At 51.2% G+C, this 22727-nt stretch carries 24 protein-coding genes; 5 read left to right on the top strand and 19 right to left on the bottom strand.

Translation table 11 applies throughout. From position 1 onward, the window contains the following. Positions 1-14 precede the first annotated feature (14 nt). The 13 genes from FYJ52_RS00725 to FYJ52_RS00665 all read right to left on the bottom strand — a co-directional run bounded on the left by FYJ52_RS00725 (position 15) and on the right by FYJ52_RS00665 (position 10934). Positions 15-371, bottom strand: coding sequence for a diacylglycerol kinase family protein (locus FYJ52_RS00725; protein ID WP_328598731.1), 357 nt, complete (start codon positions 369-371; stop codon positions 15-17). Then, complete coding sequence (gene ybeY, locus FYJ52_RS00720) at positions 368-883, bottom strand: rRNA maturation RNase YbeY (RefSeq protein WP_154575348.1); 516 nt, start codon at positions 881-883, stop codon at positions 368-370. Before ybeY ends, FYJ52_RS00725 begins: the two co-directional genes overlap by 4 nt. After that, entirely contained in the window at positions 870-1907 is a 1038-nt protein-coding gene (locus FYJ52_RS00715) for a PhoH family protein (protein WP_154575347.1), read from the bottom strand. The genes ybeY and FYJ52_RS00715 overlap by 14 nt, the downstream gene beginning before the upstream one ends. Positions 1908-1916: 9 nt before the next feature. After that, the gene (locus tag FYJ52_RS00710) at positions 1917-2576 is read right to left on the bottom strand and encodes a histidine phosphatase family protein (RefSeq protein WP_154575346.1); all 660 of its coding nucleotides are present in this window, start codon (positions 2574-2576) and stop codon (positions 1917-1919) included. A gap of 93 nt (positions 2577-2669) precedes the next feature. Next, on the bottom strand, positions 2670-3068 hold the full coding sequence (atpC, locus tag FYJ52_RS00705; protein WP_154575345.1) for an ATP synthase F1 subunit epsilon: 399 nt from the start codon (positions 3066-3068) through the stop codon (positions 2670-2672). A gap of 12 nt (positions 3069-3080) precedes the next feature. Continuing rightward, entirely contained in the window at positions 3081-4478 is a 1398-nt protein-coding gene (gene atpD, locus FYJ52_RS00700; RefSeq protein ID WP_154575344.1) for a F0F1 ATP synthase subunit beta, read from the bottom strand. 7 nt (positions 4479-4485) lie between these two features. Continuing rightward, complete coding sequence (gene atpG, locus FYJ52_RS00695; RefSeq protein ID WP_154575343.1) at positions 4486-5376, bottom strand: ATP synthase F1 subunit gamma; 891 nt, start codon at positions 5374-5376, stop codon at positions 4486-4488. A gap of 5 nt (positions 5377-5381) precedes the next feature. After that, positions 5382-6896, bottom strand: a complete 1515-nt coding sequence (gene atpA / locus FYJ52_RS00690) for a F0F1 ATP synthase subunit alpha (RefSeq protein WP_154575342.1) — start codon at positions 6894-6896, stop codon at positions 5382-5384. 4 nt (positions 6897-6900) lie between these two features. After that, the gene (locus FYJ52_RS00685) at positions 6901-7419 is read right to left on the bottom strand and encodes a F0F1 ATP synthase subunit delta (RefSeq protein ID WP_154575341.1); all 519 of its coding nucleotides are present in this window, start codon (positions 7417-7419) and stop codon (positions 6901-6903) included. Next, the gene (locus tag FYJ52_RS00680) at positions 7403-7828 is read right to left on the bottom strand and encodes an ATP synthase F0 subunit B (RefSeq protein WP_328598743.1); all 426 of its coding nucleotides are present in this window, start codon (positions 7826-7828) and stop codon (positions 7403-7405) included. Before FYJ52_RS00680 ends, FYJ52_RS00685 begins: the two co-directional genes overlap by 17 nt. A gap of 53 nt (positions 7829-7881) precedes the next feature. Then, positions 7882-8106, bottom strand: a complete 225-nt coding sequence (gene atpE, locus FYJ52_RS00675) for an ATP synthase F0 subunit C (protein WP_154575339.1) — start codon at positions 8104-8106, stop codon at positions 7882-7884. A gap of 73 nt (positions 8107-8179) precedes the next feature. Then, positions 8180-8875 (bottom strand): F0F1 ATP synthase subunit A, encoded by a 696-nt coding sequence (locus tag FYJ52_RS00670; protein WP_154575338.1) that lies wholly within the window; start codon positions 8873-8875, stop codon positions 8180-8182. A 250-nt stretch (positions 8876-9125) separates the two neighbouring features. Then, positions 9126-10934: an acyltransferase family protein gene (locus FYJ52_RS00665; RefSeq protein ID WP_205960714.1), complete on the bottom strand. Its 1809-nt coding sequence runs from the start codon at positions 10932-10934 to the stop codon at positions 9126-9128. Between the two features lie 248 nt (positions 10935-11182). On the opposite strand from FYJ52_RS00665, the gene FYJ52_RS00660 reads away from it, so the two are divergent. The 3 genes from FYJ52_RS00660 to FYJ52_RS00650 all read left to right on the top strand — a co-directional run bounded on the left by FYJ52_RS00660 (position 11183) and on the right by FYJ52_RS00650 (position 13641). Continuing rightward, positions 11183-12541, top strand: coding sequence for an MATE family efflux transporter (locus FYJ52_RS00660; RefSeq protein WP_154575336.1), 1359 nt, complete (start codon positions 11183-11185; stop codon positions 12539-12541). A gap of 13 nt (positions 12542-12554) precedes the next feature. After that, complete coding sequence (locus FYJ52_RS00655) at positions 12555-13124, top strand: DUF5662 family protein (protein ID WP_154575335.1); 570 nt, start codon at positions 12555-12557, stop codon at positions 13122-13124. A gap of 142 nt (positions 13125-13266) precedes the next feature. After that, positions 13267-13641, top strand: a complete 375-nt coding sequence (locus FYJ52_RS00650; RefSeq protein WP_154575334.1) for a desulfoferrodoxin family protein — start codon at positions 13267-13269, stop codon at positions 13639-13641. 35 nt (positions 13642-13676) lie between these two features. On the opposite strand, the gene FYJ52_RS00645 is transcribed toward FYJ52_RS00650, so the two are convergent. Both FYJ52_RS00645 and FYJ52_RS00640 read right to left on the bottom strand, forming a co-directional pair. Then, positions 13677-15392 carry a DEAD/DEAH box helicase gene (locus FYJ52_RS00645; RefSeq protein WP_154575333.1) on the bottom strand — a complete coding sequence of 572 codons (1716 nt, stop codon included), beginning with the start codon at positions 15390-15392 and terminating at the stop codon, positions 13677-13679. A 66-nt stretch (positions 15393-15458) separates the two neighbouring features. Beyond that, the gene (locus tag FYJ52_RS00640; protein WP_154575332.1) at positions 15459-16094 is read right to left on the bottom strand and encodes an ECF transporter S component; all 636 of its coding nucleotides are present in this window, start codon (positions 16092-16094) and stop codon (positions 15459-15461) included. Positions 16095-16337: 243 nt separating this feature from the next. Between FYJ52_RS00640 and FYJ52_RS00635 the strand changes: the two genes are divergently transcribed. Beyond that, on the top strand, positions 16338-17615 hold the full coding sequence (locus tag FYJ52_RS00635) for a glycosyltransferase family 2 protein (RefSeq protein WP_235901449.1): 1278 nt from the start codon (positions 16338-16340) through the stop codon (positions 17613-17615). Between the two features lie 115 nt (positions 17616-17730). Here FYJ52_RS00635 and FYJ52_RS00630 read toward each other — a convergent pair whose 3' ends face one another. Then, positions 17731-19203 carry a hypothetical protein gene (locus FYJ52_RS00630; RefSeq protein ID WP_154575331.1) on the bottom strand — a complete coding sequence of 491 codons (1473 nt, stop codon included), beginning with the start codon at positions 19201-19203 and terminating at the stop codon, positions 17731-17733. A gap of 468 nt (positions 19204-19671) precedes the next feature. On the opposite strand from FYJ52_RS00630, the gene FYJ52_RS10275 reads away from it, so the two are divergent. Then, the gene (locus FYJ52_RS10275) at positions 19672-20964 is read left to right on the top strand and encodes an LCP family protein (RefSeq protein ID WP_205960713.1); all 1293 of its coding nucleotides are present in this window, start codon (positions 19672-19674) and stop codon (positions 20962-20964) included. A gap of 74 nt (positions 20965-21038) precedes the next feature. On the opposite strand, the gene FYJ52_RS00620 is transcribed toward FYJ52_RS10275, so the two are convergent. The 3 genes from FYJ52_RS00620 to FYJ52_RS00610 form a co-directional block, all read right to left on the bottom strand. Next, positions 21039-21584 carry a DUF3793 family protein gene (locus FYJ52_RS00620; protein WP_205960712.1) on the bottom strand — a complete coding sequence of 182 codons (546 nt, stop codon included), beginning with the start codon at positions 21582-21584 and terminating at the stop codon, positions 21039-21041. 302 nt (positions 21585-21886) lie between these two features. Continuing rightward, positions 21887-22096, bottom strand: a complete 210-nt coding sequence (locus tag FYJ52_RS00615; protein ID WP_154575328.1) for a FeoA family protein — start codon at positions 22094-22096, stop codon at positions 21887-21889. Between the two features lie 384 nt (positions 22097-22480). After that, a complete protein-coding gene (locus FYJ52_RS00610; protein WP_154575327.1) occupies positions 22481-22690 on the bottom strand; it encodes a FeoB-associated Cys-rich membrane protein in 210 nt (69 codons plus the stop codon). Positions 22691-22727 lie beyond the last annotated feature (37 nt).

Here is a 22727-nt window from a genome sequence, read left to right as displayed (position 1 = left end):
CACTTTTGTATTCATTAAAATAGCGCCAGCACCTTCGGTGCAAAAATGATAATGCCGACGATGACCGAGACGATCGCCATACACAAAACAGCTGCGGCGGCCGTGTCTTTTGCAATCTTGGCCAGATGGTTAAACTCCTCGGTGTAAAGATCGACCAGCGTTTCAACGGCCGTATTGATAACTTCGAGGATCATCACGAATCCGATGACCAAAACCAGCGCGAGCCATTCGGCGTGGCTGACGTGAAAGATGAACCCCAGCGCGATGGCGATCAGCGCCATCACCGAGTGAATGCGCATATTCGGCTGGGTTTTAATAACGTAGCCAAGGCCTTCAAAGGCGTAATGAAAACTTTTCCGCAGCCGTTTCACTGGTTTTCTCCTTCTTGAATGTTCTGTGATGCCAGCGGTGTGCCCACGTCGCCGATGACGGCTTTTTCCCGAGCGCGCATTTTCTTTTTGTCTTCCGGCGCCATGTGATCGTAGCCCAGCAGATGCAGGGTCGAATGGACCGATAAATAGCACATTTCCCGCTCCATCCCGGTGCCGTATTCTTCTCCCTGCGCCTTTGCTCGGGCAGGATTGAGTACGATATCGCCGAGGAGCACCGGCACGTCCGCCGGCGTCGACAGCACGTCCTGATCTTCCGGAAAATTATACATCGGAAAGGAGAGCACGTCAGTTTCCCGGTCGATGCCGCGATACTCGGCATTTAAGCGGTGAATCGTGTCCGGCTCCACCCAAGTCAGCGAAATTTCATAGGTATTGAGGGTAAGATCAATCCCCTCTGTGACAAGGGTCTTTTTGATGTAGGCTTCAATTTCCGGCAGCCACTTTTCCTCAGCCTTGTATGCGGTTTGGTTTTCAAAATCAATGGTGATCATGTTTGTTTCTCCGGCGGGGCGATTCGCGCTCCGTTTCATCTGTATCCGCTTCCTGATGGGCGCCATGGATCTGATCGTATTTTTCGTAGGCCTCGATGATGCGCTGCACCAGACGGTGGCGCACCACATCGGAATAATCAAATTCGATGAAGTCGATACCTTTGATACCCTTCAAGACGCGCTGCGCCTCAATTAAGCCCGAATGCTTCCCGGACGGCAGGTCGATTTGGGTGACGTCCCCAGTCACAATGACTTTTGAGCCTGCGCCAAAACGGGTCAAAAACATTTTCATCTGAGCCGGCGTGGTATTCTGGGCTTCATCCAAAATGATGTACGCATTTTCCAAGGTACGGCCGCGCATATAAGCCAACGGCGCCACTTCGATGAGCCCCTTTTCCATATTGCGCTCGAAAGCCTCCGGCCCCATGATTTCAAAAAGGGCGTCGTAAAGCGGACGCAGGTACGGGTCGACTTTATCCTGCAGATCGCCAGGCAGAAAGCCCAGTTTTTCACCGGCCTCAACGGCCGGGCGCGTCAAAATCAAACGGCTCACGTCTCCGTTTTTAAAGGCAGTGATGGCCATCGCCATCGCGAGATAGGTCTTGCCGGTGCCGGCCGGGCCGATGCCGAAGACGATGTCTTTGTGGCGAATGGCGTCGATGTATCGGTGCTGGCCGAGGGTTTTCGCTTTTATCGGCTTGCCTCGGGTGGTGAAACAGATGATATCATCCATCATTTCTGCATATTGGCTATTGATGCCCTTCATGCGCATTTCGATCAGATAATGGGTGGTGTCCGCGCTGATGTCTTTGTCTTTCTTGATCACACCGACCATGTCGCCGATGACGGCCAATGCGCCTTCAACGCCGGGCGCTTCGCCGGTCACCGTTAATTTTGAATCCCGAACGTTGATATGAACGCCGAAACTCTTTTCAATCTGCTTGACGTTGCTGTCGTATTTCCCGAAAAGCGGTGTCAGTACGTCTGCCGAATCGATTAAAATTTCACGTTTAACTTTTTCCAAATAACTCTCCTAAAACACTTGTAATTGATCGGGCGGAATGAGCCCGCAGAGTACGCCGTAATCGCCGATCATATGAATTTGCATAATGGACGCAGGCTGAGTTTCGACATGCCAGCTCACCGCGTCAGGCAGGCTGCAGAGCACCGCAAGCGCCGCACGGCAAACACCGCCGTGGGTGACCAGGACAACGTGGGCGCTGTCGCCGTATTGTCTGTTAATCGCCTGCCAGAATGCGGCGAATCGGGTCTTAAGATCCTGAAAGCTTTCGCCCTCCGGCAGACGGTAACGATCAAAATCGGCAAGCCAGGCTTTCCAAACCCCGCGATCTTTTTTTTCGGCTTCCGCCGCAGTCAAGCCGTCAAAAATGCCGAAATCCATCTCCCTGAGCCTGTCGTCCTGGTGGACTGGCAATTGCTTGGCCTGTGCCAGTTCTTCAGCCATGGCCATCGTCCGCCCTGTGGGGCTGGCATACACGGCGTCAATCGGTGTGCCTTCGAAGTGCGCCAAGGCCTTGGCCTGCTGTGCCGCGCCCACTTCAGTCAGTTCGGATTCTGTTGTGCCTAAATAGCGTTTTTCGGCATTGCCGCGGGTCTGGGCATGCCGGATCATTGTCAGTTTCATGGTTTTATTATAACGAATCATCACGAAAAAATAAACGGATAACATCATATTTATGCGCTTCTCACAGCTGCGCGTAAACAAAAAAGCCTCCGAACCAGAAAAAATTCTGAATTCGGAGACTCAATTTTTTTGTATCTGCGTTTACCGCTTGACCTTCAGACGCGCCATCGCACGGGATAAGGCCGCCTGACCTTTGTAATATTCCTGCAGGCTCTTGCGCTGACGCAGACGTTCTTGTGCGCGTTCTGCTGCTGCCTTGGCGCGGTTTGCATCGATTTCTTCCGGCCGTTCGACCGTATCGACGATCACGGTCACCTGATTGTCGGCGACTTCGGCAAACCCCGTTCCGGAAACGGCAATCGTTTCACTGCCGGCTTCGTCGGTAAAACGCAGCGTGCCGTTGGTCATCGCCATGAGCATTGCCGAGTGATGGGCCAACACCTGTTTTTCGCCGTCGGTACACGGAATCGTGAGGGACTGGCACTTGCCTTCGTAAAACAAACGGTTGCTGGCTACAATTTTCAAATCAAATAACGCCATAGGATCACCCGCTTACTTCGCTTCTGCTTTGATCTGCTTGTCTTTTTCAATGGCGTCTTCGATCGTCCCGACGTTGAAGAAAGCGGCTTCAGACAGATCGTCCAGCTCGCCGTCAAGGATCATTTTAAAGCCCTTGACCGTTTCCTTAACCGGAACGTACGCACCGGCAACGCCTGTGAATTTTTCGGCGACGTGGAACGGCTGGGACAGGAAACGCTGAATCTTACGGGCACGCATGACTGTCACTTTGTCTTCATCAGACAATTCTTCCATCCCGAGGATGGCGATGATGTCCTGGAGTTCCTTGTACTTCTGCAGCACCGACTGAACCCTTCTGGCTACATTGTAGTGTTCTTCTCCGACGACGTCAGGTTCGAGAATTCGAGAGGAGGATTCCAGCGGATCGACAGCCGGATAAATCCCCTGTTCAACGATTTTACGAGACAACACCGTCGTCGCGTCGAGGTGGGTAAACGTTGTCGCCGGCGCCGGGTCCGTGATGTCATCGGCCGGCACGTAAACGGCCTGAACGGATGTGATGGAGCCCTTCTTTGTCGAGGCGATCCGTTCCTGCAGCGCGCCCATTTCGTTGGCCAGCGTCGGCTGATAGCCAACGGCTGACGGCATTCGGCCGAGCAGCGCTGAAACTTCTGAACCGGCCTGCGTGAATCGATAGATATTATCGATGAAAAGCAGCACGTTCTGATTCATCTGATCTCTGAAATATTCAGCCATGGTCAGCCCCGTTTCCGGAACCAGCATACGGGATCCTGGCGGTTCGTTCATCTGACCAAAAACCAGGGCAGTCTTGTCCAGAACGCCGGAAGCTTTCATTTCTGTGTAAAGTTCATTCCCTTCACGGGAGCGTTCGCCGACCCCTGTGAAAATAGAGTATCCGCCGTGTTCAGTCGCAATGTTGTGGATCAATTCCTGAATCAATACGGTTTTGCCGACACCGGCACCGCCAAACAGGCCGATTTTCCCGCCCTTGGCGTACGGAGCGAGCAAGTCGACGACTTTAATGCCCGTTTCAAACATTTCGACAGCCGGGCTCTGGTCTTCGAATGCCGGTGGTTCTCTGTGAATTTCCCAATGTGGTGCGTCGCTGATGTCTTCACCATCATCCAGCGCGTCCCCTGTGACGTTGAAGAGTCTGCCCAGAACCTGTTCCCCGACGGGAACGGCAATACTGGCGCCGGTGTCTTCCACTTCGATGCCTCTGCACAAACCTTCTGCGGCGTTGAGCAAAATGCATCGTACCGTGTCGTCGCCAATATGCTGGGAAACTTCCATTGTATATTGCTTACCGCCATGGGAGGCCTTCAGCGCGTTCTTGACCTTCGGCAGTTTTCCACCTTCAAAGGCCACGTCGATGACGGCACCCATAACCTGCGTAATTTTCCCTTTCATCTATTCTTTAGCTCTTTCCTTTCTGCTGTGCCCTTGCGCCTGCGGCGATTTCCGTTATTTCCTGAGTGATGCTGGCTTGACGGACACGATTGTACTCAAGTTTGAGATTCGACAAGATATCTTTCGCCGAATCCGTCGCGTTTTCCATGGCCATTACTCTGGAATTTTGTTCGGAACAATAGGCCTCAACCAACGCACTGTAGATTTCACCAACTGTATAATCCGGGATAACCGTGTTAACGACCGATCTCGGCGTCGGATACAGTTCAAATTCCGTATGAATCGGATCAGCCGTTTCAAGGACATCTTTTGGTTCCAACGGCAGAACTTTGGTCTTCGTCGTCTCCATGGTGACGGAATTAATCATTTTTGTGTAAATGATATATACATCGTCAAGCATGTGATGATGGAAAGCCTGAAAAACGCGATAAGCCATATCTCGGGCACGGCCCAAAGTCGGATCCTGCGCGGTGTACATGAAGTTGACATCGTAAGGGATCCGCCGCTGGCGCAGATAATGCACGCCAACCTGCCCGACGACAAAGATCTGGTTATTCGCCGTTTCCTTCAGCGATTGTTCCAAAACTTTGAAAATATTTTGATGGTAGGCGCCGGCCAGCCCTTTATCCCCTGTGATGACAATGTACCCTGTCTTTCGCTCTTCGACCGGAATTTCCGGACGGCTGTCGAAAAACGGATGTTCCGCATCGTCATCTGGTAAATGACGCAAAGCCAAGGCCAGGACGGATTCCAGTGTGTCGAAATACGGCAGCGTATCCTGCCAGGCTTTTCTCGCCTTGCGCATTTTGTTGTTGGAGATCATGTACATGGCGTTGGTGATCTTCATCGTGTCCTGGACCGAGGCGATCCGGGTTTTCAATTCATTGAGTGAAGCCATGATTCCTACCTCGCTGCTCTCTGATCCAATCCCGCGATGATTTGTTTAGAAGCATCGACAATCTGCTGCTTCAAGGCGTCGTCCAAATCTTTGGTTTCATTGAGTTGGTCGATGACTTCCGGGTGCTTGACCTTAAAGTCGTCGAGCAGCGCACGCTGGACGCTTTTCAGATCGGCGACCGGAATCTTATTGAATGTGCCGCTTTCCGCGCTGACCAATGAAATGACCTGATCTGCCATGGACATGGGCTGGTGCACCGGCTGCTTGAGCATTTCCATCAGCCGTTCGCCATACGCCAGCTGTGCCTGGGTTTCATCGTCCAAATCTGACGAGAACTGCGTGAAGGTTTCAAGTTCACGGTACTGGGACAAGTCAATACGAATCGTCCCGGTCGCTTTTTTTGTCGCCTTGGTCTGTGCGTCCCCGCCGACACGGGATACTGACAGCCCAACGTTGACAGCTGGGCGCATACCCGAGTGAAACAGTGACGATTCAAGGAAAATCTGCCCGTCCGTAATAGAAATGATATTCGTTGGAATGTAAGCAGAAACGTCTCCGGCCTGGGTTTCGACAATTGGCAGTGCTGTGATGGAGCCGCCGCCGAGAGCATCGTTCAAATGGCTCGAACGTTCGAGCAGCCGCGAATGCAAGTAAAAAACGTCCCCTGGATAAGCTTCACGCCCCGGGGAGCGCCCGAGCAGCAGAGAAAGTGCACGGTAAGCCACGGCGTGCTTGGATAAATCGTCGTAAACAATCAACACGTCCTTACCCTTATGCATGAAGTATTCTGCAATTGCCGTTCCTGAATATGGGGCAATGTACTGTTCTGACGCAGTGTTGGCTGCTGAAGCGTTGACGATGATCGAGTAATCCATCGCCCCGTAATCTTCAAGGGTCCTGGCCAGCTGCGCAACGGACGAAGCTTTTTGGCCGATGGCCACGTAGATGCAGATAGTATCCTTGCCCTTTTGATTAAGCATTGTGTCAACGGCAATTGACGTTTTCCCGGTCTGGCGGTCGCCGATTATCAGCTCTCGCTGGCCACGACCAATCGGGAACATCGTATCAATGGACAGAATCCCCGTTTCCATTGGTGTATCAACAGCCTGACGATCAAGAATTCCCGGCGCCGGCGATTCAATCGGGCGCCGTTCACTCGATTCGATCGGCCCTTTGCCGTCAATGGGGTCACCCAAAGCGTTGACAACACGACCTAAGAAGTCATCGCCAACCGGCACCGACATTTCCTGACCCGTCCGGTGCACTTCCATGCCTTCGGAGATATCGGCATCCCGGCCGAATAAAATACAGCGGGTCAAATCTTCCCCGATATCCTGGACCATGCCACGATCGCCGGATTCGAAGGTAACAATTTCGCCGTAAAAGGCGCGGCGCATGCCGTATACAGAGACAATGCCGTCGCCAACGGTGAGAACTGTCCCGACTTCCTGAACGCTGTCATCTTTTTTAAAGTTTCTAATTTCGTCCTCTAAAACGCGGACGATATGTTCTGAGTTCATGTTCTCACCTCCGTTTATGTGTTTTTATCAATGCATTCAATTCCTTAAAGCTGCCCGCTACCGAATGATCGTACACGAAATCGCGGATCCGGATGCGGAATCCGCCGATCAACGATGAGTCCTGGACCACTTTCCATTTAATATTTCGAACGCCGAATTTATCGAACACCAGCTGTTCCAGCGGTTTTTCTGCCGGCTTTTCGCCAGCATACCACAAAGTTCCGTGCCCAGTACCAGCTTCAATTTCAGCCAGATTGTCACAGGTTTCAAGAATCTTTTGAATATCCTTGAATCGTCCGTGACGGCAGAGTACAGAAAATGTCGGCACGATTTCTTTTGGAAAGATCTGTTCGATCACGTTGGTCTTCGCTTTCGTGCGTTTTGTCGGATCCGACAGAACCTGTATGAGTTTCGGATTCTGATTGAGAATCGCCTGACATTCCTTAAGGGTCTCGTCCGGGAAATGCTGATCTCGAATCACACGGGCATCATCGATAATCGTCTGATTAACGAAGCGTTCCATAACGCCCCTCCGATAAAGGTGCACCGCTTTCCAGCGCTTTCTTTGTCGCCTTCATGGCCAGATCTGCAACGGCATCCTGCAGTTCTCTTTCCGTTTGTCTGCGTTCTTCCTCAAGCTGGCGCCGTGTTTTTTCAGCCAACGCCTTTGCGTCTGCTTCCGCATCCGCCATGCGCTTCTTATAAACCTGGTCCGCTTGTTTTTTCGCTTCAGTTAAAATCTGATCGCGTTCAATTTGAATCTGTTGAATTTGCTTTTCGTATTGTGCCTTCATATCCTCGGCAGAGGTTTTAGCTGCCGCGGCCGTGTCGAAATCATCCTGTATCATTTTTTTACGATTCGCCAGCATCTTGCTGAACGGCTTAAAAAGAAATTTTCGAAGTAAAAGATACAGAACAATGACATTAATCACGGTGAAGACCAAATTAATGTCTATTTTCAGCACAGTGTATCACCGCACTTCCATTATTTTAACATGATGATGATCAAAAGCCCGATAACGAACCCGTAGATAGCCGTTGCTTCAGCCAATGCACAACCCAAAAGCAAGTTTCTCTGGATTTTCCCTTCTGCTTCCGGCTGACGTGCGATCGCTTCTGTTGCTTTGCCTGTCGCAATCCCAATACCAATCCCTGCGCCAATCCCTGTTAAAACCGCAATACCTGCGCCAATTGCAATAAGTGTAGCCATAATAAAATTCTCCTTTATAAATATATTTTTCTACCAATTCATGAATGATATGCATTCATACTCATTTTTTGAATTATTCGTCCGTCAAACCTTCCTGCATGAACAGCGCCGTCAGGAAGACGAACACGATCATTTGAATCAATCCGTCGAAAATATCGAAATACATGCTGAACGGAATCGGAAGAAGTAACGGACAGATGATCTCCAATAACTTCATCACGACGAATGAGCCGAGAACGTTTCCGAACAGCCGCATACACAGCGACAATGGCCGAATGCCGACTTCCATAATATTAATCGGTGTCATCAGCGGAAGCGGCTCAGCAAAGCTCTTGAAAAATTTTTTGCCGCCGTTGTGATGCGCATTGGAATACTCAATGAGTACAATGGACATCAGCGCCAGCGCCGCTGTGACATTAATATCTTTTGTTGGCGGTGTAAAACCGATAATCCCAATCAGATTGGCAAAACCGAGATAAAACATCACCGTCAGCAAATATGGAATGTAGGCTGTACCATTGTCCCCAAGGATATCGTGAAATAAATTGTATCCGGCGGACATGACTGATTCGAGAAAGATCTGTTTTTTTCCTGGATTTTGAGCCCTTAGGCCGTGAGTCAAATAAATCGCTAAAAAAACGAGCATCGCCATGATGATCCACGTCACCACAACGGATTCTGACACACCGATTGTGTGAGCGCCGAGTTTGAAGCTGAATGCCGTTTTGACGGCCAGTGACTCACCCAGATCCTTCGAAAGATTTGCCAAATTACCACTTCCTTTCAAAATTTTTTTACAAAAAAAGGCACACCGACTTACGCCTGCGTGCCCTCGTTGGCCTTCGGTTAAATCATTCTTACCTTGTGCGTTCAACCCTTTAAAATTGAACTGTGCTTATTATAAGCCTATTTATTTTTTTTGCAAGCTTTTTTTGAAAATTTACTGAAAAACATCTAAAATGTCGAAAAGATTTCTATATTATTTTCAACTTATTTTCATCTCATTGCTTTTCATAATTTTATTTATTCATGTGGTCTTGCTTATTTTGAATTTGATGGATTTTCTGATAAATCGTTTCGGCGTATGCCTTTGAACCATCTGGGTTCGGGTGAATGCCATCCTCCCACAGCCATTCAGGATGCGCAGATAATTCGCTCTGCCAATCAATTACTGTGACATTAGGGTGCTTCGCGGCCAGCTGATTTAAGTAGCGGTTGTTCGCTTCTGTCCATTCTAAGTTCGGGCCGTATACGTTCACCCAGAATACAGACCGGTTGGGACCCAGCACTTTTAAAAGTGCCTCGACGCGTTTTTCGTAAAGCTCGCCGTTGGTCCCTAACGCGATCACGACGGTGCGGCCAAGGTGATGGCCTTTGCGCCGTTTCTTTACCCAATTCAATTCGTCGCCGATATGACGGGATTGTTTCGCATTGATGGTCACCTCACCGAATGTTGATTTTAATTCTGGCGTCGCATCGAGCGTCACTGAATCCCCGATAATTGTTACATTCTGAAATGAAACCTTCGCCGCATTGCCTGTTCTGCGGTAATTCTGCTTGGCTTTCGGCGGATCCATCCAGGGATAAGTGGGCGCTTCTCCCTTTTTTTGTGTGTTTTGCTTCTGATTTTTTTCAAGGCGGGATTTCAACGCTTGCTGCGCCGCCGCACGGCTGTTCTTTGAAGTTACCGTTGTGCAAACCCCCAGTACACAGACCGCTGCCGCAACACAAGTCACCACAATCGCCGCTATTTTTAAGCTGTGGGTTTTGAAACCACTGTGCCATTTCCTTTTCAGTACAAAGTCAACGAGCCATCCCGACCAAGCTGAAAGCAGCACAATTAAAACCAGCGCTGCGATATTCCCCCATACATGATGGCCCCAGGTTTTGTTGTTGAAAACAAAAATGACTGGATATTGCCAGAGAAACAGCCCGTAACTGTGGCGCCCAATCCAGCTGAGGACGGCGCTGCGGTCGAGGCCCCTGCCAAAAAGCAGATGCTCGTCCACAACGAGCACAAGCAAAACGCCAAAAACCAGCGTATACAGCGCCATGCCGCCGTCGTAAACAAAGGCGAGCTGCCCCTTGACCAAAACGTAGCTGGCCAGCACAACGACGAGGATGCCCAAAAACACCGTCCATGTCGTCTTTCCTGCTTTGTGAGGTTTCGGCCGACGCTTTCGCGCGGCATCCTTTTCGTATTTAAAAAGCCCGAGGCAGGCGCCAAAGAGTAATGCAAAAGCGCGGGTGTCGGTGCCATAATAGACGCGTGTTACGTTGTGCGTCACGTTGTAGCACAACGGCATCCACACCGCACTGACAAGGGACATGCCAAACACAAAAGACCACGCCGCGAAAAAGCTGCGCTGATTTTTTATTTTTTTGTAACCCGTAAAAAGGAGTGGCCAAATCAAAATGTATTGAATTTCAATTCCGAGAAACCACAAATGGGTAAAGGGCGAGGCACTGGCAATCCTCGTAAAGTAATCAGCGTTTTGCGCGATCTGCCACCAGTTGTTTACCCCCAGAAAAACACTCGCCACCTCCATCCGAATGCCCTGAACCGCCCAAGGGACAAGAAAGCGAATGCAGCCAACGGAAAAGAGAACGACAAAAATGAGCTCCGGATACAGCCGTTTCGCTCGTTTCCCGTAAAAACGTCTCACCGTGTACGTGCCGCAGCGGTCGCGCTCAGCCGTCGTATAGGCCAGAAGGAAACCCGTGATGATAAAAAATAAAAGGACGCCCAAATAGCCGCCCGCAAACACATTGGGCATTAAGTGAAAAAAAGTGACGCCAAAAATGGCAAGGGCCCGCAGCCCATCCAAACCATAAAGGTGTGTTCCTTGAGTTTTGTGTGTTATGATTGTTTTGTCAGTTTTATTATTTGTATGTTGCATTTTTTCGCCATTAATTTTATATCTCTGTTTAATATCTATTGTAATTTTTACAATTATTATAATAACCTCGAAGACGCCTGTCAATCTGGCCGGCCACACCTTTTAGCATTGGCATTTTTTCTGCTTGTGATATAATAATGAACATTGTCAAAAATTACAAATCAAAGGAGGACCCAATGGAACAGGATATGACCAAAGGGAATATTTTCCCGCTCATCATTAAATTCACGATTCCCCTTTTGATCGGCGATGTCTTTCAAATGCTCTACAACATGGTCGACACGATCATTGTCGGGCGGTTCGTCGGCGCAGATGCGCTGGCGGCTGTCGGCTCAACAGGCGGCCTGATGTATTTGATCGGCGGTTTCGCAATCGGCATTACCGCCGGCTTCACGGTTCTGACCTCCCAGCGCTACGGCGCCGGCGACCGCGACGGCGTAAAGGTTTCCGTCGCTGCAGGGATTGAGCTCGGTTTTGCTTTGTCTGTGATTCTAACCTTTTTATTTTGGGCTTTCGCGCCGCAGATTTTACGGCTGATGAATACGCCGGCTTCCGTCTTTCCCATGGCCCTTGATTATATTCGAATCATCTGCCTTGGCACGCTGTGCACGGTTTTTTACAACCTGTTCTCCGCTTTTCTGCGCGCCGTCGGCAACAGCCGGGCACCGCTCTACTTTCTCGTGTTTTCCGCCTGTCTCAATGTCGGGCTCGACTTGCTGTTTATCATCAAGTTTCACGCCGGCGTCAACGGCGCCGCCGCCGCGACGATTCTTTCACAGGGGATATCAGCTGTGCTCTGCGCCATATATTCAGCGATGCGCGTCCCGGTGTTGATCCCGAGGCGCACCCATTGGCGCCCCCGGCGAAAACCTATTCTCTTCGAAATTAAAATGGGCCTTCCCATGGCGCTGCAGTACGCCATTACCGATTCGGGCATCATGATCATGCAGGCGGCGATCAATCTGTTCGGCGCGGACGCCGTCGCTTCCTTTACCGCGGCCTCAAAAATTCAAAATATCCTCATGCAGGGCATGATCGCCATGGGCCAGACGATGGCAACGTTCTGCGGTCAAAACGCCGGCGCGAAGGACCTCGGCCGTATACGCGAAGGCATCAAAATCTCCGTCATCGTTGAAGTCATTTACTCGGCAGCGGCCATGATGCTGATGCTCCTGCCGCTGCACATTTTTATGCGCCTGTTCTTCCCCTCTGGCGCCGACTTATCCCGGATGATGCCCTGGGCGCTGACCTACGCGAGAATATCCATTCCCTGCTACATTCCGCTGGCGATGATTTTCATCTTCCGCAGCAGCATGGAAGGCTGCGGCTACGCAATGCTGCCGCTGATTTGCGGCCTCACAGAGCTGGCTGCGCGGGGCGGCACAGCCGCTCTCGGCATTCACCTCCATTCCTACGCCGTGTCCTGCGCGTGCGATCCGGCCGCGTGGCTGCTCGCCGGGGTCATGTCCATTTTGATTTTCGTCTGGATGTACCGCGACATCGCCAAAAAATCCAATGATCTCCATTATATTTAAAAGAAGGTTTGTTATGAAAAACGCATTTTCTATGGGGTGGGGCCATTTCAAGACCATCACCCATCACAAATGGCTCGTCATGCAGCATTGTTTTAAAGTCGGCCTCTACAAACAGGGGCTGCTCCACGACATGAGTAAATACAGCTGGTCTGAATTTTCGACAGGGGTGCGCTTTTTTACCGGCACCCACAGCCCCAACGCGGAAGCGCGCCGCCAAACCGGCATCTCCCGGGCCTGGCTGCACCACAAGGGGCGCAACAAACACCATTTTGAATACTGGATCGATTTAGATCTCAAAGATCACACCAAAATGGTTGGCTTCCGAATGCCTTACAAATACGTGGCCGAAATGTTCTGCGACCGGGTCGCTGCCAGCAAAATCTATTTGAAAGACAAATACACTGAGCATCACCCCTGGGACTATTACCAGCACATGAAGGATTCCCCCTACATGCACCCCACGACCCACCAAGAGCTGGAATTTCTGCTCAAAAAGCTCAGGGACGAAGGCGAAGACGCGACCTTTGCCTGGTTAAAGGCTGAGCTCAAGCGGCGGAAAAAGGCGAAGGATTATTACGATTGATCTTTTGTTGATTGATTCTAATATGTGATGCGACAAATCTTATCTTAAGACGGGCTTATTTTCGCGCCCCTTCCTTTACAAAAACAAAGTTAAGCTCTATAATAAAACTATGAAATCGTATTGCACATAGAAGGAGGCCAATATGAAAATTTACAAATGCTCGAAATGCGGACAGATGGTTTATGTACTCCAGGATTCACCGTGCACCCCAGTTTGCTGCGGCGTTGATATGAACGAATTAACCGCCAACACAACAGATGCAGCAACAGAAAAACACGTTCCGGTCATTACACAGGACGGCACCCACGTTGACGTCGTTGTCGGTTCAGTGGAACACCCCATGATCGAAAAACATTATATCCAGTTTATCGCGATCGAAACCGCTCAGGGCGTTCAGGTCAAATACTTAAAACCGGGCGAAGCGCCAAAGGCTTCTTTTGAATTAACCGCTGATGATAAACTGATCGCGGCTTACGAATTCTGCAATCTCCACGGATTATGGAAGGCTGAAGCGTAATCATCAAAAGCGTATAAAAAAAGTCGAAGTGAAACTCACTTCGACTTTTTCTTTTTGCCGTGATGCTTGCCCGGGCGGTGCCCTTTTTTCTTTTTATCTTTCTTTTTCCCTGCGATGGAGGCTGAAACGACGCTGCGCTTAATCCGCGCCCCTTCCAAGCTCGCAATGACTTTCGCCACTTGGTCGTCAGCCACAACCGCCGTTGAAAAATGCCCGAACACGGCGATATCTCCAACTTCATCGCTGGAAATCCCCGACTCGCCGCAAATCGCGCCGAGAATATCGCCTTTTTTCGCGCCGTCCTTTTTCCCCGCGCTGATCATGATCCGCACACCCGATTTTGGATCTTGATGTCCGCGGCCCTTCCGGCGTTTCCGGCTGCTGGTGCCTTTCTTTCCCATGCCGACGGTCTGAATCTGATCGTTGAGATCCGTCTCATCGTAAGCGGTCAGCGGCATGCACTGCTTGAGCAGCGCCCAGGCGATCTCGTCGCTTGAAAACCCAGTCTCCTTAAGCGTATTTAAAATCTCACTGTAAATGCCGTCCGACTCGCCGTTTTCAGCCTGACCGCGGGCCGCCTTGCAATCCGAAGCGAGCTTTTCTGTCATCTGCTGACGCTTGAGGACTTGAATGTCGGATCCCGTCGGGATCATCTCCCGGGTCATTTTCTTTTTCGTGTAGGCTTCGATCTTTTCAAGGTGGAAGCGATCGCGGTTCTGCGCTAAGGTCAGAGCCGTTCCTTTTCGCCCGGCGCGGCCGGTGCGCCCGATCCGGTGGACGTAGTCTTCGACATTTTCCGGCACGTCGTAATTGATCACGAGATCGATATCGTCGATGTCGATGCCGCGGGCCGCAACATCCGTCGCGACAAGGGCCCCGTGCTTCGATCGGGTAAAGCGCGTGAGCACCGCCTGTCTGGCGGATTGATCGATGTCGCCGTGGAGCTTGCTCACCGGATACCCCTGATCGATCAGCTGCATTGCGACGGTATCCACGGCGCGCTTCGTGTTGCAGAAAATGAGCGCTTTCTGCATTTCAAACACCTCAAGCAGGCGCATCAGGGCTTCAAGCTTCATGCCTTTCTTGACGACGAAAACTTTCTGATCGATCCCCGAAGCGACGATGCGTTTTGGCGCCACTTCGATTTTTTCGGGGTTGCGCTGAAAGCGGCCGGCCAGTTCGAGAATGGGCTTTGGCATGGTCGCCGAGAACAGCGCCGTCTGAACTGGATGGCCGATCTGAGACAAAATCCCTTCGATGTCTTCCCGGAAGCCCATGTCGAGCATTTCATCGGCTTCGTCGAGAACGGCGATGCGCAACTGGTCGAGGCGCAGGGTGCCGCGCCGCAGATGGTCCAAGGTGCGGCCTGGCGTGCCGACAACAATCTGCGCGCCACCGCGCAGCGCCCGCAGCTGATGGTCAAACCGCTCGCCGCCGTAAAGCAGCGCCACAGAAAGGGCGTCATCAAAGGCCGTGAGCTTGTCAAATTCCCCGGCGACTTGAATGGCCAGCTCCCGTGTCGGCAGCAGCACGAGCACCTGAGGCTGTCGGCGTGCGGCATCAATGGTTGTGACCGATGGAATGGCAAAGGCAAGGGTCTTCCCTGTCCCGGTCTGTGAACGGCCGATGACGTCTTTGCCGTCTAAAAGCACAGGAATCGCGCGCTCCTGAATGGGCGTCATTTCCGAAAATCCCATTTGATCGATCGCCTGCCGTGTCGTTTCCCCAATGGCCAATGTATTGAATTTCATAAATCTCCTTTGAATAAAAAAACAGACGTCAGACAAACGCCTGACGCCTTGCCAAATATTATGTTGTTATTTTGTCGACCGCTTGATCAGCGCCAGAAGCGCTTTGCCGATAACGGTCACGAGAATTGCTGTGACGATGGCTTCCGGAATGCCGTTGCCAGCCACTACGCCCATGATCACCTTAAACACTGCACTCATGGAACTGCCGATACTTTTGGCATATTCCTGAGCCAACAGCAGATAAATGCTGCCCATGACAAGGGCTGTGTTGGTCATCGCGCCGGCCGCACCTGTAATGGCGAGAGCCGGGATGTCGTTCATCTTGACCTTTTTCAGTCCGCGCCAGATCCATCCGGCGACGATTCCGATGCAGATTCGGCATCCGAGGGCGATCCAAACCGCCTTGACTGCACCGCTTGCGTTCATCGCAAGTGCCGGAGAAAAGGCAAAGCTCATCGGTGTCGGCGCAACCGTTGCGTTGACCATCGAGCAAATGCCAAAGACGCCACCTAAGATGCCGCCAGCCAAGGGCCCCAGCAGAACGGCTCCGATAACGACCGGTATTTGAATCGTCGTCGCCTTAATAAAGGGAAGCGGGATCAATCCCAACGGTGTGAAAGCCAGCAATACGATGATTGCGGCAAACATAGCCAACGTGACCAGCCAACGGGTCTTCTGCTTTGAATTATTTTGTTGTTTCATTTTTACTCCTCACTACCTTTTCGGTCTTTCCGAATAAAGTGTGTATTTTTAAAACAAGGGTATTGTATTATATCGAAGCCCTTCTGTCAATCTTAATATTTCCCTATATTTTCCCGGCTTTCTTGTCAAAATCCCGAAATGATGATAAAATAACACCGGAATTTGGGGAAAATACAATATTTCTCATCCTCCTCAGAAAATGAATTCACTCAATAAAATAAGGATATAAAAGGAAGGTTATCTATGATGGTACAAGATGCGATCCAGACTGCGTTAATCATTCTGGGTCTGCCCTTTACAATTTACGGCGCCTATTACATCATCATTGGTGTCATGGGATTATTCAAATCGAAGGCTTACCCTCAGGCGCCGCCGCAGAAAAAATTTGCCGCGGTAATCGCCGCGCGAAACGAAGCCGGCGTGGTCGGCAATCTCATCGACTCGCTCAAAGAGCAGCATTATCCCAAAGCGCTCTACGACATTTACGTTCTGCCCAACAACTGCACCGACAATACCGAAGAGGTGACATTGGCCCACGGCGCCAAAACCTTCCACTGCTCTGCTGCGGTGCACTCAAAGGGCGGCGCCCTCGAAGAATTCTTCGATCACACCTTTGCCCACAACGACGTTTACGACGCGTTCTGCATTTTCGATGCCGACAATTTGGTTCAGCAGGATTTTTTTCAGGCCATGAACAACGCCATGTGCGCCGGTGTGGAAATCGGTCAGGGCTACCGCGAAAGCAAAAATCCCAAAACCTCGTGGGTTTCGGGCTGTCAGACGATTTTCTACTACATGGTCAACCGCTTTATCAACCAGGCCCGGCAAAACGTCGGCTTATCCGCCGCGCTGAACGGCACCGGATTTATGGTTTCGGCCAAAGTTTTAAAGAAGGACAATTCCGGCTTTCGAACCTTCAGTCTGACCGAAGACATTGAATTCACGACACAGAACATCATTAAAGGGCAGGACATCGCTTGGATTCCCGACGCCCGGACTTACGACGAACATCCCATCGACTTTAAAACGTCCTGGAAACAGCGCAAGCGCTGGTCCACCGGCACCATTCAGTGCTTCTCCCACTACGCGCCGAAGCTCTGGCAGAGCTTTAAGGAAACCCGCCGCTTCGCCTGCCTTGACATGATCCTTTACCTGTCGGCGCCGCTGCTTCAAGTCATCTCTACGATTTACGGCTTCGTATCGTTCATCATCACGATGATGATTTCGATCAACCTGCAGATCCCGCAGACGCAGAATTACTTCACCATTGCGTCAAGTGTCATCGGCATTCTGCTGACGATTCAGTTCACCCACTGGCTGGTCCGCCACGAGCACCACAAGAACAGTTCGGTTAGAACGGCTTCTTATTTCTCGTTCTGGTTCTTCATCGTGTCCTGGACGGTCATCAATTTCGCCTGCATCCTCAAGCCGCTGACCACTTGGGAACCCATCGCCCACACGGAAAGTTTCACCCTGTCGCAGCTTAAATCGAATCTGCAGATCGAAAATTCTTCTAATTGATCATCAATCCAAAATAGATCAAAGCACAGCTGAATGGAATCGGCTGTGCTTTTTTCATGGCAAAAAAAGAACCTTTATCCCGCTTTTTAGAGATAAAGGTTCGCGTTTTATTTTATTATTTTCGACGATTTTTCATGTAACGGCGAATGTGTTCCAGGTCTTCTTTTGAGATGATGATTTCTGAATCGCCGCTGTCAAGGAGGATTTCGTCATCCTGAATCTTGTAATCCGGCTGTTGGACGCGATGCGCTTCAACTGGTTTTTCAGTTGTCGCTTCCGGCGCTTCGATGACATCTTCAACCTGTTCGATGGAATCGATCTGCTGGGCCACGGCAATGACGTTGTCGATGGCGGCAGCGCTTAAATCTTCACGGGTCTTGGTGGCTTTCAGCTGTTCCATAAGCTCGCGGCTCGTCGAGACGAATGGCTCATCGGTTCTAAACGCAAGCAGCTGCTCGAGGGAAGTCCTAAGCCGGGTGGCCGTTTCTTTGTAGATATCGTCGGAGACATCCGCGCTTAAGCCGTCGATAAAATCGTTCAAATCATCTTCGACATTGATATAAGCGGCTTCTTGTCGATTTATCTGGTCATCTGCTGCAGTCTCAGCGGCTGTTGATTCAGGTTCAAAAACGGCTTCTTGGCTTTCGCCTTCCGCCTCTTCCGGTTCCGCTTCCTGAATTTCGCTTTCTTCCGCTTCAGGTTCAGCCGTTTCAGCTTCGTCGGATTCAAGGACGCTTTCGTCCGGCTCGGCTTCGCCTATTTCAGTTTCGTCATTTTCTTCAAAAACTGCCTTATTCGGCACTTCTGTCTCGCCGAATGCCGGCGTGTCTTCCGGTTCGGGCGATACTTCATCTAACGTTGTTTCAGGTTCAGCTTCGTCTGGTTCATCATCCTCTGAGGTGAACAGCGCCGATCCTTCCGTCTCGAAATCGTCATCGTCGGACAGCCAATCGAGGGCCGTGCCGCTGTCCGTTTCTTCTTCGTCCTCTGGCGTTTCTGACGCCGCAGACGCTTCAGCCCCTTCGTCATCTTCTTCGATATCTTCAGACGCTTCGGGTTCGTCCAACACGCTGCCGCGAAGCAGCCAGCTGACTTTGCTGTCCCGATCATCTTCCGATTCGCCCTCTGGCGCTTCATTTGCTGCATCGGCAACCGTTCCCTGCTGTGCCGCAGCGGCGCTCGCCGTTTCAGCCTGATCGGCGCCGTCCGTTAAAAGGGCTCGGCGCTGTCTGCGCCGCCAGAAAATGTGAACGAGCATGATGAGAATCAAGTCGGCCGCAGCTGTCATGCCTAAAAAACGCTGGGACAAGCCGTAAACCATCACGTATTCGACGATGACCACCGCCATTTCTGCGACGGCGACAATCACCACGGTGTGCCAAAGCTTATCGCAAAAGCCCGTAAAATCGCCCACCGCTACGATCAGCAGGCGGATGCAGAGCATAAACAGCACAACGACGATTAAGTCGGTCCTGATCTCCGCGTGAAAGGCAAATTTGGATACGCCCAGCATGCCGAAATTCCCGACCGCCAACGCGATACAGTCAAAAATATATAAAAGCCATTTTCGGCTCTCTTGATCTGTCATAAATTCAACTCCTCAGTTTGAGATAGTGTTATTATAACAAATGTTTTCTCGAATGTGTATTTTTTATATTTATAAATCACAATTTATGCATTTTTTTGCGATTCAAGGCGATACTTGACACTTCGTGATATAATAAGTCAGTTAAATTTTAACGTATGGAGAAGTATCTTGAATCATCGATCAAAACAGCGAAGACCTTTAACCGAAAGCGAACGCGCTGAACTGGCCCGCCGAAGACGGCTGGCTGAACGTTCCGGAGCTCAACGATCTGCTCAAAGATCTTCAACCACCCATCGCACATACCCGTCCCGGCCATCCAGCGGCAGTACCCAGGGCAATGCTGCCAGACCGCCGCGGCGTTACAGCACTGATGCGACGCAGAGCCGCCCGACGAAACGGCCTGTTCAACCCCAAATGCACCGAAGGCCTTCAACCCAGGGCACAGGGCAGCCGCCACGAAAAAGGACCGTGCGACCCCCATCATCCGGCACCCTGCGCCGAGCAAGTGCTCAACCGCCGAAACGGCAGACGCCCTGCGAAGGGCCGCGGGTCGTCCGCCGGACCACCGGCCGCATTCAGCGCCCTGAGGGTGCGCGCCAAGGCCAGCCGCCCCGCAGACGCACCGCATCTAACGCACAGCGCCGCCCGAGCGCGGCTGCAGCGCCAGAAAAGCTGCGGTGCCAGCCCAACGGCGCCCGACACCGCCGGCCAGCGGGTCACCCCCGATACCGAACTGGCGGCCCTTCCGCCCCGCTTCCTAAAAAAAGAAGCCGAAAAAAACTCTGGCTTTCTTTGGCGGCCCTTTTGGCTGCGCTTCTCGTCGCCACTTACGTCGTGCTGATCTGGCCGGTTTTCGTGACCGTCAGTCCCTCCCGGGGCATCAGCCTCAAGGCCGCCACTGAAGCCAGCGGCAAGCGGATTATGAACGTCGCCGTCTTTGGGATCGATTCGCGTTCTGACGTCGCCGGTGCGCGCTCCGACTCCATCATGATCGTGACCAGCGACAACAAGCACAAGAAAATCAAGGCCACGTCGCTGATGCGCGACACCTACGTCCAAATTCCAGGGCACGACTACGGCAAGCTCAATGCCGCCTACGCGTACGGCGGCCCGACCCTCGCCCTCAAGACTATCAACACCAATTTCGACACGGCAGTCACCGATTACATCGTCATCAACTTCAACTGCACCATTAAGGTGGTCAATGCAGTCGGCGGGGTCGACGTCGATCTCTCGTCCGCTGAAGTCAAAGTCCTGAACGATTATGTCGACAACATCAACCGGACCAACAACACCAGCGCGAAGCACATCACCGGCAGCGGCACCAAGCATTTAAACGGCGTCCAGGCGCTGGCATATTCGCGCATCCGCTACGTCGGCAACGGGGATTTCGGGCGCACGCAGCGCCAGCGCACCGTCATGCAAAAGGTTTTAAACAAGGCGAAGAAAATGAGCCTGTCGAAGCAGTACCGGCTCTACAAAACGATCAAGCCCTACATAAAAACCAATATGTCCAACGCCCGAATTTTTAAATTTTTGTTTAACATCGCGCTGATTCGAAATGCCGACTTTCAGCAGCAGCAGATTCCGGACGCGAACCAGCTGAGTCTCGGCTACCTTAAGGGGCAGTCCTACGTCTTCCCGATGTCGTTAAGCGAAAACGTGCAGACCCTGCACCGGTTCATCTACGAACACACCTATTCGCCTTCAACACGAACCCAGGACATCAGCGAGCACATCGATACGGTCTGGCAGCAATGACAAAAGACGGCCTGTTCTGCAGTTATTTGCAGAATAAGCCGTCTTTTTTGCGCTTTTATTCATTGACCAGTATGTTAAACGGTCAGCTGGCACAGCGTGACGCCATTCTTATAATGCTTGACGAAATGATTTGTACAACGGCGGTATTTTGCAAAGCACGCCTTTGCCTTTTCAGCGTCGCCGTACACTTTCCAACATCCCGAGCATTTGTAGTCTCTCCCTTTTTTGCACATAAATCCCCAGACATCCTCCAGCGGATAGCCGAGGAAAAGCCCAATCTCGTGGGGAAATTCGGAATGATTTTTAAGGTGCGCCGCCAAATGATCGATTTGGCGCACGCTTCCGCCAGCCGGATAGTTCATCTGCCGCATCAAGGCTTGCACCGCTGGCTGGCTCAGCTGTTCATCGAGCGCCTCCATCCTGTAGACGTACATCAAGGCAGCACTTCCGGTGTACTTCAAACATCGGACATGCACCCCTTTCCCGTTGAGCAGCGCGTTCCATCGTTCGAGCCAGAAATTCACCTGGGCTTCTTCCTTTTCCATGACATTAAACAGACTGCCGACCTTCATTCCCGCCAGAGTCGGCGCACAATTGCGGATCAACTGCAAATCGGACATGGCTGCTTCACGCGTTTTCAGGCTTCGACTAACGCCTTGCCCAGCGCTTCGCAATCGGCCCGGCCATCGCTTCTGTGTTGCCGGTACCGCTCCAAAATACAATTGCATATTTAGCCATAATGATACTCCTTATTAGTTTTATCTAACTTTTTGTGGTTTTTTTAGCACGCCACACTCCTATCGCCTCTAAACAAGGCGGCACGATTGCAACGTGCTGGCATTGATTTAATCGCGCACCCGGTCAAAACCGGGGCGCCTCATCATGATGTTTTGCGGCGCAGCGATTTGCCGCGCGACCGTACTCAGACGATAATCTTTCTCGCCATCGATTCATCGATGGCAATCCGGCTGTCTTTGATCGCAACGATCAAATTGCCGCCCAGTTTTTGAACGGGCTTAACCACCGCACCGACGACAAAGCCCAAGTCGTTCATGTGTTTCATGACTTTGTCGTTGCCGCGGATAAATTTAATTATGACCTCCTGATTGAGATCAACAAGTGATAAAGGCATCGCCATTCACTCCTTTTCATTTTCTTTTCACATCCAATAAAAACAGCCGATCTTCCCCAAATACTTCGGGGAGGCACTAATTCCCGTCCACATTATCCACGAGGCAAGACCGGCGGCTCCTTCGCTAAAATCAGCGGGGATCTCGGATCGATGGATAAGGTGTTTGAATTTTTCAGATCCTTATGGCCTCTGCGGTAAGCTGAAAGAAGAGGAATCGCGTGAATGCTCACGGCGATGAAATAAACCCGCGTTGGGCCATGCGTGTGCTTTTCGCACAGACGTTGATTGAAGCGGTCTTTCCCTTTTTAATCATCAAAGAAGGAGGACAGGCGGTTTTCCGCCTGCATATTTATATATCATGTGGAGAATCCACAGGGAAAGCGATTATGCTTTGTGTTTTCGGCTGCTGTAGGTGTTGATCCATTCCCGCTGTTCCGGCGTCGGACCGCTCTTGCAGCTGCCGTGGCAGGCCCCAGCGCTGGGGCAGTTCCCGCACTGGATGGTGCCGCCGTTTTTGACAGATCGATACAGGGACCTCACCGCGGCGACAACAATCAAAATGACGATGAGACCCACAATGATTGAACCTAACATATTGATCCACCTTTCTATATTATAATGAAGAAACTAT

The sequence above is a fragment of the Pseudoramibacter porci genome (assembly GCF_009696145.1).
GTDB lineage: Bacteria > Bacillota > Clostridia > Eubacteriales > Eubacteriaceae > Pseudoramibacter > Pseudoramibacter porci.
This window is presented reverse-complemented; position numbering and strand designations above follow the sequence as displayed.

Coding starts and splice junctions, on each gene's coding strand:
- atpC (WP_154575345.1), bottom strand. CDS start 3,068: ATGGCGTTATTTGATTTGAAAATTGTAGCCAGCAACCGTTTGTTTTAC.
- atpG (WP_154575343.1), bottom strand. CDS start 5,376: ATGGCTTCACTCAATGAATTGAAAACCCGGATCGCCTCGGTCCAGGAC.
- FYJ52_RS00610 (WP_154575327.1), bottom strand. CDS start 22,690: ATGTTAGGTTCAATCATTGTGGGTCTCATCGTCATTTTGATTGTTGTC.
- FYJ52_RS00645 (WP_154575333.1), bottom strand. CDS start 15,392: ATGAAATTCAATACATTGGCCATTGGGGAAACGACACGGCAGGCGATC.
- FYJ52_RS00635 (WP_235901449.1), top strand. CDS start 16,338: ATGATGGTACAAGATGCGATCCAGACTGCGTTAATCATTCTGGGTCTG.
- FYJ52_RS00615 (WP_154575328.1), bottom strand. CDS start 22,096: ATGCCTTTATCACTTGTTGATCTCAATCAGGAGGTCATAATTAAATTT.
- FYJ52_RS00655 (WP_154575335.1), top strand. CDS start 12,555: ATGAAAAACGCATTTTCTATGGGGTGGGGCCATTTCAAGACCATCACC.
- FYJ52_RS00650 (WP_154575334.1), top strand. CDS start 13,267: ATGAAAATTTACAAATGCTCGAAATGCGGACAGATGGTTTATGTACTC.
- FYJ52_RS00640 (WP_154575332.1), bottom strand. CDS start 16,094: ATGAAACAACAAAATAATTCAAAGCAGAAGACCCGTTGGCTGGTCACG.
- FYJ52_RS00710 (WP_154575346.1), bottom strand. CDS start 2,576: ATGATGTTATCCGTTTATTTTTTCGTGATGATTCGTTATAATAAAACC.
- ybeY (WP_154575348.1), bottom strand. CDS start 883: ATGATCACCATTGATTTTGAAAACCAAACCGCATACAAGGCTGAGGAA.
- atpD (WP_154575344.1), bottom strand. CDS start 4,478: ATGAAAGGGAAAATTACGCAGGTTATGGGTGCCGTCATCGACGTGGCC.
- FYJ52_RS00630 (WP_154575331.1), bottom strand. CDS start 19,203: ATGACAGATCAAGAGAGCCGAAAATGGCTTTTATATATTTTTGACTGT.
- FYJ52_RS00620 (WP_205960712.1), bottom strand. CDS start 21,584: ATGTCCGATTTGCAGTTGATCCGCAATTGTGCGCCGACTCTGGCGGGA.
- atpE (WP_154575339.1), bottom strand. CDS start 8,106: ATGGCTACACTTATTGCAATTGGCGCAGGTATTGCGGTTTTAACAGGG.
- FYJ52_RS00685 (WP_154575341.1), bottom strand. CDS start 7,419: ATGGAACGCTTCGTTAATCAGACGATTATCGATGATGCCCGTGTGATT.
- FYJ52_RS00660 (WP_154575336.1), top strand. CDS start 11,183: ATGGAACAGGATATGACCAAAGGGAATATTTTCCCGCTCATCATTAAA.
- atpA (WP_154575342.1), bottom strand. CDS start 6,896: ATGAACTCAGAACATATCGTCCGCGTTTTAGAGGACGAAATTAGAAAC.